The following is a 15295-nucleotide window of genomic DNA, read 5'->3' as shown; positions in this document are numbered from 1 at the left end:
GCAAAGAAAAGTAGGTGCCGCCCCGCACAGGGGCGACGCCTGAAGCTAGATAACGCATCGCGGATGCCAGCGAAAAGGCCGAAACACCGACCGGCAACGCCTAAACCACGCTAACAATGCGCGGATGCCCGCGAAAGCAAAAAACAATTCGCAGACCCCAGCACAAACCGCAAAAAACCAAACCGGCCGCGCCACCGAAAACAGTACGCGAAAGCCAGGAAAAACCACAAACACTACGCCAAACTGTGTCACTCCACCGCTGGCGTTAACTCAGCCGCTCCAACACCCGACTCACGCACACGCGCCGCCACTGCAAAAACCCCCACCGCAGCAATCATCGCGGGCACCGCAAGCAAGCTAAACACCGAACCAAACTGCCAACCCAGCCCCATCAACGCAGCGCCAACCAGCGCGCCCGCGACACCACCGATACGCCCCACGCCTAGCATCCATGCAACGCCAGTAGCCCGCCCTTGAGTCGGATAAAAGCTCGCAGCCAGCGCCGACATCGACGTAACAGCCGACGTAACAACCGTACCCGTCAGAAAAATCAGCAGACCGAGCCACACCTGATGCCCAAGACCGCGCCCCACGAGCATGACAAGCATAGCCGCCACGACATACGTGCACGCAATCACACGATTCGCCCTGAACCTGTCCATCAACCACCCGACACTCAGATTGCCAAGCACACCGCCAAGCGGAAACAGCGAAGTCATCAGCGCTGCATTTTGCCCCGAGAACCCAGTTTCCTTAAACAGCGTGGGCAGCCAGTTAGTCAGCAGGTAATAAATCAACAGCCCCATGAAATACGCGAGCCACAACATCAAAGTACCAAAGCGAAAACGAGACGAGAGCACCACGCGCAATGCAGACCCGCGATGTTCCGCGACTGGCTCGCCCGTAACGAACCGGCATTCACCGAAGCGCACATCCTTTGCAATTCGCGAAAGAACCTTTGCGATGCGCGCGTCGCCGCGCCTTCTCGTCACCATGAACTGCGCAGATTCAGGCAGCAGCATAATGAGCACGAGCGTCAACACGATCGGCCCAACACCACCCGCAACGAGCACGCTATGCCAACCGAAATGCGGGATGAGCCACGCGGACGCGACACCACCAATCGCAAGTCCACACGAAAAACCGCAGAACATCGCATTCACGGCAACGGCGCGAATGCGGGCCGGCGCATATTCGGACATCAAGGTCACCGCATTGGGCATTGCAGCGCCGAGTCCAAGCCCCGTCATGAAACGCAGCGCCGTCAACGACTCAATCGAATCCGCGCGTGCCGCAGCGAGACTCCATAGGCCAAAGAAAAACACCGATAAAACCAGCACCGTTTTGCGTCCGATGCGATCGGCAAGCGGACCCGCGCCCAATGCGCCTATGCCCAGGCCGACAAGCGCCGCGCTCATCACGGGGCCTAGCGCGCTGCGCGCAACGCCCCAGTCCTGCACCAGCGAAGGCGCGATGAAGCCGACCGCCGCCGTGTCGAAACCATCGGCCGCGACGACCAGAAAACAGAGGACAAGTATCGTCCATTGAAAAGGCGAAAAGCGTTGGCTGTCGATAAAGTCCTGCACATCAACGGTGTGTTTGGGCTGCTGCATTGCGTGTCTCCTTGAATGCGTCCGATGCTTCTCGCGCATGTTTGTGATGTCGCTGCCTGTTCTGTTCTTTTCTGTTAGCGCAACGCGGTAAGGGTTCTGAATTCGACGCGCCGGATAATCCTGCTCTCCTGCGCCACGATCAGATGCGCCGATGCCTGCAAATAAGCGGGCCATTCGGGGTCTGCGTCGCGTGCGGTGCGGCGCTGGTCGTAATCGCCAATGCTCTCGTAGCCCCACAAATGCACGACCTGGTTGAGCGCGCCAATATCGCTCATATAAAATCCGACTGGCGCGCCGAGGTACTTCAATTGAATGGGCATCGCCAGTCGATCGAATACCTCGATGAACTCCGCCATGCCGCGTGGCCGGATCGTGTAGATGCGATGGTCGATAAAAGGTTTGCCGCTACTCATGGTTCTGTCCTCTATACCGTTTCGGATTGCCGCCTCTGTTGCGCGCTCGTCGCGTTATCGGAAATTCCCGCAAGGCGCCGCCCCGTGATGTAGCCGAACGTCATGATCGGGCCGAGTGTGATGCCCGCGCCTGGATAATTTCCGCCCATCACGCTGGCTCGGTCGTTGCCGACTGCATACAACCCGTCGATCACCGCGCCGCGCGCATCCAGCACTTCCCCCGTGACAGCCGTGGTGATGCCGTCGAACGTTCCCAGGTCGCCCATCACGACCTTGAGCGCGTAGTAAGGGCCACGGGCTATCGGCGCGACGCATGGATTCGGCTTGCATTCGGGATCGGCGAGATAGCGATTGAACGATGTCGACCCGCGTCCGAACTCCGGGTCTTCGCCGCGTGTCGCGCCTTCGTTGTAGATACGCACGGTGGCTTCTAGCGCCTCGGCGTCGATGCCCGCGCGTTGCGCGAGTTCGGCAAGCGTTCGCCCTTTGACAAGATAGCCATTGCGCAACAGCGGCCCCAATGGCACAGGCGCCGGCTTTGCATAACCGAGCCCGTACTTGCGAATCGTCGCGTGATCGCAGATCAGCCACATCGCCGTATCTTTTTCGTCGCGACATGCTTCGATCATCGCCGCGCCAACGTCGTGATAAGAATTCGCTTCGTTCGTAAAGCGCTTGCCCTTGCGCGTCACGCCGATAATGCCCGGCTTGTAGCGGTCCAGAAGATGCGGAAACACACCGAACGTGCCGTCGCGCATCGGCACGCGCGAGACGGGCATCCACGCAGCCGGCTGCGGATAACGTATGGGCACCCGAGCGCCGACGCTTTCTGCCATGCGCGCGCCATCGCCCGTGTTGCCTTTCGGCACTGGCGAACAATGCTCCCCGCCGCGCTTCACATGCGGGTACGCTTGGGCAATGCGCGCGACGTCGTGCGAGAAGCCGCCGCATGCAAGCACGACGCCACGCCGCGCGGCAATACGCATCTCACCTTGCGGGCTTTTGACGATTGCACCCGTCACACGCTTATCCGAAACCATGAGTTCCTGCGCGGCCGTATTCGTGTGAATCGGAATGCCCAGCGAAAGTGCTGTTTTAGCGAGCCGCGCCGCAAGCGCATTGCCACTCGTGATCTGCACGCCGCGCCGGTAGAGCGCGAGATCCTTCAGATGGCTCGCCAGACGCTTCGCCACATAGGCGGCGGATTTGATGGAACGCGTCGCGTTGAAGAAATGCTTGAGATCGGCATTCGACGAATTGAACATCATGCCGATGAACGTGATTGTCTTTAACGGAGGGCGCAGGCGCGCAATGTCGTCGCCAAGCCCGCGCGCGTCGAACGGCGCAGCAACCACCGAGCGGCCGATATCGACTCCACCTCCCACATTCGGGTGATAGTCCGGATAAAGCGTCGGGACGAATTTGACTTCCGTTTCGCGCTCGAAGAAATCGAGCATCTGCGAGCCGGTATCGAGGAATGCATCGACGGCCGCTCCGTCGTAGAACGCGCCTGTTTCGTTGCGCATGTACGTCTTCGCAGCCTCGCGCGTATCGCTCACGCCGTTGGCGCGCGCGTGCCGGTTGCCCGGTATCCACAGCACGCCGCCCGAAAATGCCGTCGTGCCGCCAAAGTACGCTTCCTTTTCGATCACGACGACATCGAGGCCGTGCTTGCGCGCCGTGATCGCCGTCGACAGTCCGCCAGCGCCCGAACCGATGACGAGTACATCGCACGTCAACGGCGCGGGCGAATGGGTGTTGGAATTCATGATGATTGTCTCCTGCCAGATGTCTTTTGGCCTCTAGCGCGCCGGATTGGCCTTTGCGTCAAATCCGGGCCGCGGCACCAGATCCATCAGCATGCATTCCAGCCCGCCGTCGACCACGAGTTCCGTGCCGTTCACGTAGCCCGCGCGCGGGCTCGCAAGAAAGGCCACTACGTCTGCGATATCGACGGGCTCGCCGATGCGGCGGCTTGCCGTCATCGCGCTGCGCCGCTGTTCGACATCGCCTTGCTCGTAGAACGATGCCGACAACGGCGTGCGGATCATCCCCGGACAAACCGCGTTGCTGCGCACGCCACGCGGTCCCCACTCGGCCGCGATCTGCTTCGACAGCATCGCGACGGCCGCCTTGCCGGGGCTATACGCACCGCTCCACGTCTGCGGATGATGCGCAGCCACCGACGCAACGTGCACGATGCTGCCCGCGCCCTTGCGCAGCATCGCGCGGCCGAATGCCTGCGAGCACAGCATGTAGCCGGTGAGATTGACCTGCAGCATTGCGTTCCATGCATCGAGCGCAATGTCTTCGATACCGCCCGGCCGCAACAGGCCGGCATTGTTGACGAGCACATCGGCTGCCCCGAGCTTTGCTTCGACGCTTGCGGCTGCCGCTTCGACGCTTCTCGCATCGCCGATATCGCAGGCGAATGAAAACGCTTCGATGCCGTTCGCGCCGAGTGTCTGCGCGAGGTCTTCACACTTTCCGGCCTCGCGGTCCAGCAATGCGAGATGCGCGCCGCTCTCACCAAGCACTTTCGCAATTGCACTGCCTATGCCGCCCGCCGCGCCCGTGACCACACAAACCTTGTCATTCAGAGCGAGCCATTCATATTCATTTTGTTTAGTCATCCCAATCTCCATGTACTGATCGTTATCGACGAACCCCGAGAGAGTCCGCTCGTTTCATGGAGAAAAGTATAGGGACGCGCCGCCCCGCGAGATTGGACAAAGAGCGCACATCGCAGGACAATCCGTACACGGCAGAGGAAATAGCATGAGGAAAATCCCTAACTACGATTTGTACGGCGAATCCGCGCGGCCGCCGTGGTTCGACGCGTTCAATTTCGAGTGGATTCCCGAGCGAAGCCGGCCCAACGACTGGCATATCGCAGCGCATCGGCATGACGCGTTGCTGCAGGTTCTGTACATTCGGAGCGGCAGCGGGCACGTCGTGATCGAAAGCGAGAAGCATGTGCTCGCGCCGCCGTGCATCGTCGTTTTGCCCGCGCAAACCGTGCATGCGTTCGTGTTTTCGCCCGAGATCGACGGGCTCGTGATTACGGCCGCGCAGCGCGCACTGGAGTCGATTTCGAAAGCGGTGTCGCCGGGTCTGCTGCCCGTCTTTCAGCGCGCCGCCGTGATTCCCGTGAAGGCGTCAGCAGGCGACGACATATTGATGCCGCTCTTCACGCTGCTCGAACAGGAATACCGCGGCAATGCACGCGGTCATATCGCGGCGGGCATGTCGTTGATGATTGCACTTTTCGTGCAAGTCGCGAGGTTGGGCGACGCGGCCGCAATGCCCGCGACGAACGCCGTCGCCGACCGTCGAAGCGGCCAGATCAAGCGCTTTCGCGAACTGGTTGCCGCGCATTTCCGCGAGCATCGAACCGTCGAGTTCTACGCGGAAAAGCTCGGCATTACGACGGCACAGCTAAGCCGCATTTGCCGCGACGAACTCGGCCATTCGCCGATGTCGCTCGTGAATGAACATCTGATACGCGAAGCACAGCGCGATCTCGTCTATTCGGGCCTGACGATCAAGCAGATCGCGCACGCGCTCGGCTTCGAGGACGCGGCGTATTTCAGCCGCTTTTTTCGCAAGCAGACAGGCGCGACGCCGAAAGAATTTCAGGCCGCCGCGCACACTGACCTGTCATTGAACTGAATGCAAGCCGCTTATACCGGCACCGCGCCGACATAGTTCTCGGCCATCGAAATCGCCGCGCTGCGCGAGGTCGTCACGTGCTCGAGTTCCGCGACCTGCAATTGCTGTTCGAACGGCGAGGCATCGTCGAGACGGTGCATCATGCGTGTCATCCAGTACGAGAAATGTTCTGCGCGCCAGATGCGCTTGAGCGCCGTTTCGCTGTAGCTATTGAGCAGGTCGTTGCGGTCTTCCTTGTAGAAGGCGCGCAATGCGTCGGACAGAATACGCACGTCGGAGACGGCCAGATTCAGGCCTTTCGCGCCCGTCGGCGGCACGATATGCGCGGCGTCGCCCGCAAGGAACAGGCGGCCATGCTGCATCGTCGTCGATACGAAGCTGCGCATACCCACAATGTTCTTCTGGAAGATCTTGCCTTCGACCACCTGGTGGCCTTCGTCGGAGTCGACGCGCGCATGCATCTCAGCCCAGATGCGATCATCGGACCAGTTGTCGACGGTGTCTTTCGGATCGCATTGGAAGTACATGCGCTGCACATTCGGCGAACGGGTGCTGACGAGTGCAAAGCCGCGCTCATGGCGTGCGTAGATCAATTCGTCCGATGAAGGCGGTGCTTCGACCAGAATACCGAACCAGCCAAACGGATACACACGCTGATAATCGCGGCGCAGTGCCTCGGGAATCGCATTGCGCGAAATGCCCTGTGAACCGTCGCAGCCAATGATGAAATCGCATTGCAGTTCGTGCGCCTCGCCTTGATGGCGATAGCGAATGCTCGGCGCCGTGCCGTCGGTACCGTGCAGCGATACGTCCGACACTTCGAATTTCAGCGCGCCTTGCGCCGCCACCCGTGCCGCGACGAGATCCTTGATGACTTCGTGCTGCGCATACACCGTGATCGATTTGCCCGTGAGGTCGGTGAGATCGATGCGGCGGCGCTTGCCTTCGAAAGCGAGCTCGAAACCGTGATGCAGCGCACCTTCTGCTTTCATGCGCTCGCCCACGCCGGTTTCGGTGAGCAGATCCATCGTCCCCTGTTCGAGCACGCCAGCGCGTATCGTCGATTCGATCTGCTCGCGGCTGCGCGATTCGAGCACGACGGAATCGATACCTTGCAGATGGAGAAGATGGGAAAGAAGCAGTCCGGCAGGACCGGCGCCGATAATGCCGACTTGAGTACGCATGTGTGTCTCCTAGATGCGTGGTGCGTGTCTTTGATGTGGGTCAAAGTGTGCCGTCGGCGCCTCTATCGAGCAACGCAATAGCGTGAATAAGCGTTATCTCTATTTGCGATAGTAGCTGGATGCGGGTTTTCCCTGAGAACGCAAACGCAGCTTTGGCGGAAGCGGATTGTTGGCTTATCTTTACTGAGCGGTCCAACAAGCAAACAAGGAGAAGCAACCATGAAGATCCGCAACGTCCTGAGGCTGCTCGCCGTCGTCGGTTGCGTCACGCTGACGTCGAACGTGTACGCGCAAGCCAGCGATTCGATGTCGATGGCCTCCACGCCTTCAGCACCGTCGAAGAAAGCGACACCTGCGGACAAGAAGCTTGGCCGCGATGTGCGCAAGGCGTTGTCGAAGGCGCCGGGCTTCAACGTATCGAACGTCTTTGTCAAAGCGCGCGGCGGTGCGGTGGTGTTATCGGGCAGCGTCCCCGATGGATCGCAGATTCCGCAGGCGACGGAAGTGGCCAAAGGCGTGGCTGGCGTTACGTCGGTCAGCAACAAGCTGACGCTGTACTCGCATGGGAACAACTAGCCGTTGCGACAATGCGGGACGGGGTAGCGTCACGTTAGTTTGCCTTGCCCCGTCGCTTCGAGAATCGCCTGCCTGATGCGCGGATAGGTGCCGCAGCGGCATATGATGCCGTGCATCGCGCAGTCTATTTCTTTCCGGCTCGGCGTCGGATTGCGCCGTATGAGAGCGCTTGCGGCCATCAACTGCGCGCTCTGGCAGTAGCCGCATTGCACGACATCGACATGCGTCCACGCTTCCTTCAGCGCGCGCGCTTGCGTCCCTTGCAGACCTTCAATCGTCGTGATGCGGCTGGTGCCGATATCCGAGAGCTTTTCCTGACACGAGGTCTTCGCCTCGTTGCCGACGTGCACGGTGCACGCGCCGCATACGCCGACACCGCAGCCGAACTTCGTCCCCGTCATTTTCAGTTCGCAGCGCAAGACCCAGAGCAGCGGTGTCGCGGGATCGGAGTGCACCTCGACGGTCTTGCCATTGATGTTCAGCTTCAGCATGTTGCGCCCCCGGAGTACAGCTTCATGTTCAGCGGCAATGCGTAGCTGCGCGTGCCCGTCAACGCAAATAGCGCATTCGCGACGGAAGGCGCGACAGGCGGCACCGCAGACTCCCCGACGCCTTGCGGATGGTTTTTCGACGGCATGATCTCGACGGATATGTCGGGGCACTCGTCCATCCGCACCACGTCGAACTGGGTATACAGGCCCTCTACGACTGCGCCATCGGCAAGCGTGATGGCTTCCTTGAACGCAGCGGAAAGCCCGAACACGATCGCGCCTTCCACCTGCTGACGGATCAGGTTCGGATTCACCGGCAAGCCGCAATCGATCGCGCAATACACGTGATCGACCTTCACCGTGTTGTCCGCTTCGAGCGATACATCCGCAACCTGCCCCACCACGCTGCCGAATGCTTCATGAAGCGCGACACCGCGCGCATGCCTGACGCCTTTTTCCGACCACACGGCAGGCGCTCGCCAGCCGGACATGCTGGCCACTTTCTGCAGCACGGCGAGATGACGCGGATGCCGCCTCAGCAGGCTCGCGCGAAATGCAACAGGGTCTTTGCGTCCCAACGCCGCCAGTTCGTCGATAAAGCTTTCGATAAAGAACGCCTGATGCGAATGCCCGACAGAGCGAAAAAAGCCGACGGGCATCGGTAACTCGACAACGCGTTGGCCAATCCACACATTCGGCATTTCATAAGGTTGATCGAATGCGCCTTCGGAAACGGTCTTGTCGAGGTTGAGGCCGAGATCGGGAATGCGATAGTTGCGGGCCAGCCACGTCGCGACGACCGACTGGCTCACTGACGTGTTATGCCACGCAATCAGCTGTCCCTGCGCATCGAGTCCCGCCCTGAAGCGCGACAGGCACGCGGGGCGATAGAAGTCGTGTTGCATGTCCTCCTGACGCGACCAGAGCGTTTGCACGGGACGCCCACCCGCTTCGCGCGCAATCGCGACCGACTGGGCGATGAAGTCGACTTCGAGCCTGCGTCCAAACGCGCCGCCCGGCATCTGCTGCTGCAAATCGACATCGTCCGTGCCGATGCCGAGCAGCCGCGCGACATGCATGCGCGCGACAGCGGGAACCTGCGTCGCCGCCCACACCGTCGCCTTGCCGTCTTTCACTTGCGCCGTGCAATTGACGGGCTCCAGCGGCGCGTGCGCAAGATAAGGCGCGCGATACGTTGCCTTCAACGTGTGCGCGGCACGGTTCAGCGCATCTTCGACGTCGCCATGGCGATACCAAGCGTGGCCTTCGCCTTCGTCGAGCGCCTGCACGAGGCGCCTGTCGACCTCGGCATTGGTCAGTCCTCTGGTCGGTCCATCGTTCCAGTGAATCGTCAGCATGTCGAGTGCGTTCATCGCGATGAAGAGGTTGTCCGCGATCACCGCCACGCCGCCCGTGCCGCCGTTGTACGCATCGACGGCCAGGACCTTGCGCACGCCGGGCAACGCCGCTGCCGCCGCGCCGTCGAAATCCCGCACCGTGCCGCCGGGCGTGGGACACATCTTGATGCTCGCGTAGAGCAGGCCGTCCGGCACGACGTCGATACCGAAGATCGCGCTGCCGTCCAGCTTCGAAGCGGCTTCGATGCGCGTCAGCGGCTTGCCGATCAGTCGAAACGCGGCGGGATCTTTCAACGCGGGATTGCGCGGCAGCGGCTGCCGCGCGGCCTCCATCGCGAGTTGCCCGAACGATGCGCGATGTCCCGCGTCGTGCACCACGATGCCTTTTTCGATGCGGCAATCGGCGGCCTTCACGCTCCAGCGTTCGGCCGCCGCCGCGATCAACATGGTCCGCGCGCACGCGCCTGCTTCACGCATCGGCCGCCAGAGATCGTTGATGGTCGACGAACCGCCCGTCATCACGGTACCGAAATCGCGTGCAAGCTTGCGCGTGAGCCACACCGCGAGTTCCTTGACGACGCTGTCGTCGTCGGGACGAAACGGCAAGTCGCCGACCACGCTTTCGACATTGTTATAGATCTGGTCGAGCGGCGCATTGGCGACGCGGATGTCCGCCCAGTTCGCGTCCAGTTCTTCCGCGACGAGCATCGCCAGCCCGGTATGCACGCCCTGCCCCATCTCCGTCCTGCACATGAGGACCGTGATGGTGTTGTCGGCGGCGATCTTCACGTAGCCATTGAGCGCCGCTTCGCCGGGACGCACGGGCAACGCTTCCGACCCGACGAGCCGCTGGCGCGGCGGCAGCGCCGACCATCCGACCACCAGCGCGCCGGCTAAGCCCACGCCGCCCAGCAGGAAGGTTCGACGCTTCAGCATGGCATCTCTCAGAGGAATCCAGCACGGACACCAGTAAAACGCACCAGCCGCGGCTCGACTGAAATTGCGCATCCGAATACCGGCGTCGCGCCGCTTCACAAGTTCGCGCTCGCCGGTTCGACAAGCGTCAGTCGATCCCGTCAAAGTTCATATTAGTGCGCGTTATGATTTTCGCCGCATTGAATGAGTGGGAATGAGAGGCTGAAAAGTTTGCGAAGACGCGGCAATTCGCGCATTCCTGGCAGGCGCGACGCGCGCGCAAGACACGTGCGGAGCCGCAATAAGCGGATGCCGTCAAGAGGCGTTAAAGCGTGCTGCGACAAGGCTTTAGCGTGCGCCAACGGGTATGCTGCGCTGCAATCCGAACGCTGTGGCATATCGCTTGCATTAATGATCGCCACAAGCGCTGTGTCACGACGACCTCGTGGTCTCGGCAGTCGCACAGGGAGAAAGAGATGCCTTATCTGATTGGTTGGTTGCTAGGTGTGCCGCTTATCGTCCTTGTGATCCTGTATCTGATTTTCCACTAAGGACACGCAGTTACTGCGCGCAGCCATCGCGGTCATTGCGACCGCTACTTTTCCGCAGAACCACGGGCATGCCTGCGGTTCAATGCAAGGGCGGCGACTGTGCATCGCTGATGCACGGCCGCCGCACTGCTTTCCAGCATCAGGTTCCGCCAGCCTGCTTTTTCAACGCGCCGAGAATGTGTTTTTCGAGCGCGGCATAGTCGTGTCCGAAATGATGATCGCCGGACGTGCGGATAACTTCAATACCCGTCTTCGTGAGCGTCGGGCACAGCGTGTCTTCTTCATGCTCGCCGTAGAAACACTGCACGATCTTCGGCGGCAGGCGCGTCAACTCGGGCTTCACCTGCAGCGCCTTGTCGCTTGCTGGCATGCCGAGCCAGCCTGTGACGCGAATCTGGAAGTCCGCCGAGGGCGCGAAGCCAAGCAGCGAAATCAGCGCAACCTTCGCACGCACCGCATCGGGCAAGCGGTTGTACGCGAACGGCATCACGTCGGCACCGAACGAATAGCCGATCAGCGCGACGTGATCCGCATGCCAGCGCGTCGTATAGGTTTTCAGCACACGTGCAAGGTCGTTGCTCGTCTGCTGCGGGGAACGCTCCGACCAGAAGTAACGCAGGCTGTCCCAGCCGATCACCGACACGCCGTCTTTCTGCAGTTCCTCGGCGATCGTCTTGTCGAGATCGCGCCAGCCGCCGTCACCGGAAATCACGATTGCCATCATGCCCGTCGGATGCGCGGCGGGCAGTTCGATCAACGGCAGGTCCGAGACGTCCTCTTCCTTCATGGCGGCGACGCGCAGATGCGGCGCCGTCAGCTCGACGATACGCTGCGTACCCGCCGAAGCGTTCGCGTCCGTTTCGGCAAAACCCGGCAGACCGGGGCCGTGCGTCACGGTCGGGTCCGGCGCGCACGGATTGAAACGCTTGTCGAGATCACGCTGCGCGGCTACGGAGACGGCGCCCGCCACCGTGTTTTCAGGCGCCTGCTTCAGCACTTGCATCGCGAGCGTCGCGCCCTGGCCCGAGCCCGCGACGATCGGCATGAAATAGCGGCTCGACTGCACCTGCCGTTCGAGTTGATGGCTCACGGCTTCGGCATCGCCCACCAGTTGATGACACGCTTCTTTCTTCGCTGCGAGATTCGCCGCGTACTTCGCGGTATCGACACCGACCACCATCGCGCCGTTTTTCGCGAGGGCGTCGGCGGCCTGCTGGTCCGCCGGGTTCCAGCCGCTCTCGCGCGAGAACAGCACGACAAAGCCGCGCACGTCGCCGGTGGGCCTGGTCACCGTGACCTGGCCGTAACGGCCGCCGGATACGGTCTCATAAGCGTGCGCCGCCGGCACCACGCCCGCGAGCGAGCACAACGAAACGCTCGCCAGTGCGGCGAGCCGGTAAAACTTTTGCATGATCATGAACGCCGGCCCCCTGCCAGCAGCGAAAGGTCCGCGAGCGTGAAGAACACGCCGACGGAACCGGATGCAGCGAGATAGCGCGGCTCCCATTGAGGCTGGAATTTGCTCTTGAAAGCGCGCAGTCCGCGGAAGTTGTAGAAGCGGCCGCCGAAGCGCCACACGATATTCGCGAGCCGGTGCCAACGCGACGCGAGCGGCGTCGGCGACATGCCGGAGAACGGCGCGATACCGAGGCTGAGCGAGCGGAACCCCGCGTGCTTCAGATGCAGCGCGAGTTGCGTGAACAGATACTCCATCGCATACGGCGAAGCCTGCGGCACGTGACGCATCACGCCGACGGTGGCCTCGGTGTTGAGGTCCGTCGTCATGAACGTGACGAACGCAACGGGCGCGCCGTTCTGACGCACCAGCATCACCGATTGCGCGGCGAGATAGTCTTCCGTGAACGCGGCGACCGAGAAGCTCTTCTCACGCGCATCGCGGCTGTCGAGCCAGCCATCGGAAATCTCGCGCAGCGTCGCAATCGATTCGGGCACGCGCGCCGGCTCGATCACTTCGACGGCAAAGCCATCGCGCTCGCCACGCTTGAGCGCATAGCGCAAATGCGCGCGGTGCGAGCCCTTCAGATCGAATTCGTCGAGCACGACGTGCGCTTCCTCGCCGAGCTTCATCAGCGTGAGGCCGGCGTCGAGATAGAGCGGCAAGGCGTTCGCGCGCACCTGATAGAACGCCGCGCGGCCGCCGTGCGTGTGCGCGAGCGCCACGAACTTGCTGATCAGCTCCGCCCATTCCGCACGCGGACCAACGGGGTCGTGCAATGCGGCCCACGTGCGCCCGTACTTCGCGTACATGAGAAACGCCTTGCGCGACTCGGAGAACAGAAAGCTCTTGTCGCCCATCAGCGCGAGGCCCGCGTCGCTGCGCTCCTGCGCGCGGAAGATGCGCGCGGCGTCGTCGAGATCCTGCTTCACGGGCTTCACGAAGCGGCCCGCAGCCGGACGCAGCAATTGCCAGAACGCGAACGTCGCGGCGAACAGGCTCGCGGCGAGGGTCGCGCGCAAGGCACGGGGCGCGCGCTCGTCGAATGCGAATTGCCACCACAGGTCGCGGGTGTAGGGCACGTCGCGGAACGCGAACAGCATCACCCACACCGCGAGCATCAGCACCATCGCCACCGAAACCAGCCAGCCCGCCGTAAAGGGCTCGGCGAACAGCGACGAGCGGCGATTGAAGCGCGAGCGCGTCGCGACCAGCAACACGATCAGCGTCGTCAGCACGCCGGCTTCGACGAACGCGAGCCCCTTGGTCAGCGACAGCGCGAGACTCACGACCGCGAGACCCAGCGTAAGCCACCATGCGGCATCGAGACGCCGCGACAGGCCACGCGCGACGAACAGCAATGCAACGCCGACCACGCTGCACAGCATCTGCGAGCTTTCGAGCACCCACAGCGGCACGAAGTCGCGCAGGATCGCGATGCGTTGCCAGAACGCGGGTGTCGCGCTCGAAATCACCAGCATGCCGCCGACCACGAAGGTCACGAGACTCAGGAACAGCGGCGCGAGCTGCGACACGGTGGCCGCGTGATGCAAGGGCAGGTGCTTCTTCAGCGCGCGTCCTTCGAAACCGGCCAGCAGGCCCGCCGACACGATCAGCGGCAAACCGAAATAGATTGCGCGGTACGCGAGCAGCGCGGCGACCATCGAATGCGTCTGCACGCTGCCGCCGAGCGCGAACACCATCGCCGCCTCGAACACGCCCACGCCGCCCGGCGTGTGGCCGATCAGGCCCAGCAGCATCGCCGCCGCGTAGATCGTGATGAACGACACGAAGCCCACCTGCGCGTGCGGCAGCAGCGCCCACAGCGCGAGACCGGCCGCGACGACGTCGAGCACGGCCAGCAGGACCTGTTCGATGAAATCGCGGCGCGCGGGCACGTCGAACGACAGCCAGCTCCAGCGCGTGCGGATCTGGCGCGTCTGCTTGCCGCAGGCGAGCGTCAGCAGACCGAGCACGGTCAGCAGCGCCGCGCCGCCCCAGGCGAGCGCGCCCGTCGGGCTGTGCAGCATCGGCGCGAGCGTGCGCGCGTCGCACAGCATGCCGAGCGCGGTCATCAGAACGAGGGCCAGGGCGAGCGAAACGCTCGTGAACACCGTCATGCGGCCGATTTGCGCCGGGGTCACGTCGGCGACGGCATACACGCGCGCGCGCACCGCGCCGCCCGTCAGCGCGCCGAAGCCGGTCGCGTTGCCGAGCGCCGAGCCCGCCGTCGCGCCGATCCACAGGGCCGCGCGCGGCACGGCCTTGCCGATGTAACGCAGCCCGACGGCATCGCGTCCAACGAGGGCGATATAGCTGAGAATCGTCGCGCCGAGCGCAGCCGACCATTCGCCCGCCGTCAGATGCCGCAGATGGCGGATCACCGAGCGGTAATCGACGGCCTGCGACAGGTGCTGCAGCACGATCAGAAGCAGCACGCAGACACCGAGCGACAACGCGGGCGACAGCACGTGCCGGCTGCAGGCCACGGCGCACGCTCGCTGAAGCAGCGCGGCGGCGCGGCTAATAAAAGAACGGGGAAGGTCAGACATGGATGAACCCGGGTAATGCCTGATGCAGTAACAATGGTCTCGTTGCTATTGCATCGAATGAGGTTGGATTTCGGAGCGCGCCGGACGGGCGTTATCGCCGTCCTGATCTCGCCTTTTCAACTCTTTACAAATGGACAACGGCAATTTATCCAAAAGGTTGACACCGGGAGCAACCCGGAGGCGATTATTTGCAGTTTTCGCTTAAGAAATCCTGATGTGGCCGATGATCGATCGGTAATTGAGTCGAATCTTCCTGTGGACCCAGCGCGGCGCGGCTCGCGAGCGTGACCCCGCGCCGCACGGCCGCAGGCCGCATGGGCACTCGCTTTACTGCCGGCGCGTTCGCGGCGAATGTACCGGTTGGTACAAACCCTGACGGCATTCGTCTCACGTTCCGGCTAGTCGAGCCCGGACGCACGATACCAGATTTGACCTTGCGTTTAGCTTTTTCGCAGATTCATCTTGCTTTCGCCGCCCTACGGTTGGCGAACGGACGAGCCGCGCAAACCGGCTG

The 15295-nt window shown here is 62.3% G+C and carries 11 protein-coding genes; 2 read left to right on the top strand and 9 right to left on the bottom strand.

The features are described 5' to 3' along the window. Nucleotides 1-248: 248 nt before the first annotated feature. The 4 genes from KFO72_RS21850 to KFO72_RS21835 all read right to left on the bottom strand — a co-directional run bounded on the left by KFO72_RS21850 (nucleotide 249) and on the right by KFO72_RS21835 (nucleotide 4659). Nucleotides 249-1613: an MFS transporter gene (locus tag KFO72_RS21850; protein ID WP_225033017.1), complete on the bottom strand. Its 1365-nt coding sequence runs from the start codon at nucleotides 1611-1613 to the stop codon at nucleotides 249-251. A gap of 74 nt (nucleotides 1614-1687) precedes the next feature. Then, the gene (locus tag KFO72_RS21845; protein WP_062916067.1) at nucleotides 1688-2026 is read right to left on the bottom strand and encodes an NIPSNAP family protein; all 339 of its coding nucleotides are present in this window, start codon (nucleotides 2024-2026) and stop codon (nucleotides 1688-1690) included. A gap of 11 nt (nucleotides 2027-2037) precedes the next feature. Further along, nucleotides 2038-3795, bottom strand: coding sequence for an FAD-dependent oxidoreductase (locus KFO72_RS21840; protein WP_225033016.1), 1758 nt, complete (start codon nucleotides 3793-3795; stop codon nucleotides 2038-2040). A 33-nt stretch (nucleotides 3796-3828) separates the two neighbouring features. Beyond that, the gene (locus KFO72_RS21835) at nucleotides 3829-4659 is read right to left on the bottom strand and encodes an SDR family NAD(P)-dependent oxidoreductase (protein WP_225033015.1); all 831 of its coding nucleotides are present in this window, start codon (nucleotides 4657-4659) and stop codon (nucleotides 3829-3831) included. Between the two features lie 145 nt (nucleotides 4660-4804). On the opposite strand from KFO72_RS21835, the gene KFO72_RS21830 reads away from it, so the two are divergent. Next, nucleotides 4805-5698 (top strand): helix-turn-helix domain-containing protein, encoded by an 894-nt coding sequence (locus tag KFO72_RS21830; RefSeq protein ID WP_054933027.1) that lies wholly within the window; start codon nucleotides 4805-4807, stop codon nucleotides 5696-5698. An 11-nt stretch (nucleotides 5699-5709) separates the two neighbouring features. On the opposite strand, the gene KFO72_RS21825 is transcribed toward KFO72_RS21830, so the two are convergent. Next, nucleotides 5710-6882 carry a 4-hydroxybenzoate 3-monooxygenase gene (locus tag KFO72_RS21825; RefSeq protein WP_225033014.1) on the bottom strand — a complete coding sequence of 391 codons (1173 nt, stop codon included), beginning with the start codon at nucleotides 6880-6882 and terminating at the stop codon, nucleotides 5710-5712. A 219-nt stretch (nucleotides 6883-7101) separates the two neighbouring features. Between KFO72_RS21825 and KFO72_RS21820 the strand changes: the two genes are divergently transcribed. Continuing rightward, nucleotides 7102-7458: a BON domain-containing protein gene (locus KFO72_RS21820; protein ID WP_054933029.1), complete on the top strand. Its 357-nt coding sequence runs from the start codon at nucleotides 7102-7104 to the stop codon at nucleotides 7456-7458. A gap of 29 nt (nucleotides 7459-7487) precedes the next feature. Here the strand turns inward: KFO72_RS21820 and KFO72_RS21815 are convergent, their stop codons facing one another. From KFO72_RS21815 to mprF, 4 genes are all read right to left on the bottom strand, one after another. Continuing rightward, nucleotides 7488-7949, bottom strand: coding sequence for a (2Fe-2S)-binding protein (locus KFO72_RS21815; protein WP_054933030.1), 462 nt, complete (start codon nucleotides 7947-7949; stop codon nucleotides 7488-7490). Next, nucleotides 7943-10243 (bottom strand): xanthine dehydrogenase family protein molybdopterin-binding subunit, encoded by a 2301-nt coding sequence (locus KFO72_RS21810; RefSeq protein WP_225033013.1) that lies wholly within the window; start codon nucleotides 10241-10243, stop codon nucleotides 7943-7945. The genes KFO72_RS21815 and KFO72_RS21810 overlap by 7 nt, the downstream gene beginning before the upstream one ends. Before the next feature lie 669 nt (nucleotides 10244-10912). Continuing rightward, entirely contained in the window at nucleotides 10913-12190 is a 1278-nt protein-coding gene (locus tag KFO72_RS21805) for a virulence factor family protein (protein ID WP_225033012.1), read from the bottom strand. After that, the gene (gene mprF / locus KFO72_RS21800) at nucleotides 12187-14781 is read right to left on the bottom strand and encodes a bifunctional lysylphosphatidylglycerol flippase/synthetase MprF (RefSeq protein ID WP_225033011.1); all 2595 of its coding nucleotides are present in this window, start codon (nucleotides 14779-14781) and stop codon (nucleotides 12187-12189) included. The genes KFO72_RS21805 and mprF overlap by 4 nt, the downstream gene beginning before the upstream one ends. Nucleotides 14782-15295 lie beyond the last annotated feature (514 nt).

This window comes from Paraburkholderia sp. XV, assembly GCF_020177535.1.
GTDB classification, from domain to species: domain Bacteria; phylum Pseudomonadota; class Gammaproteobacteria; order Burkholderiales; family Burkholderiaceae; genus Paraburkholderia; species Paraburkholderia caribensis.
Note: the sequence above shows the minus strand (reverse complement) of the source record. Positions and strands in the feature narration are given on the sequence as shown.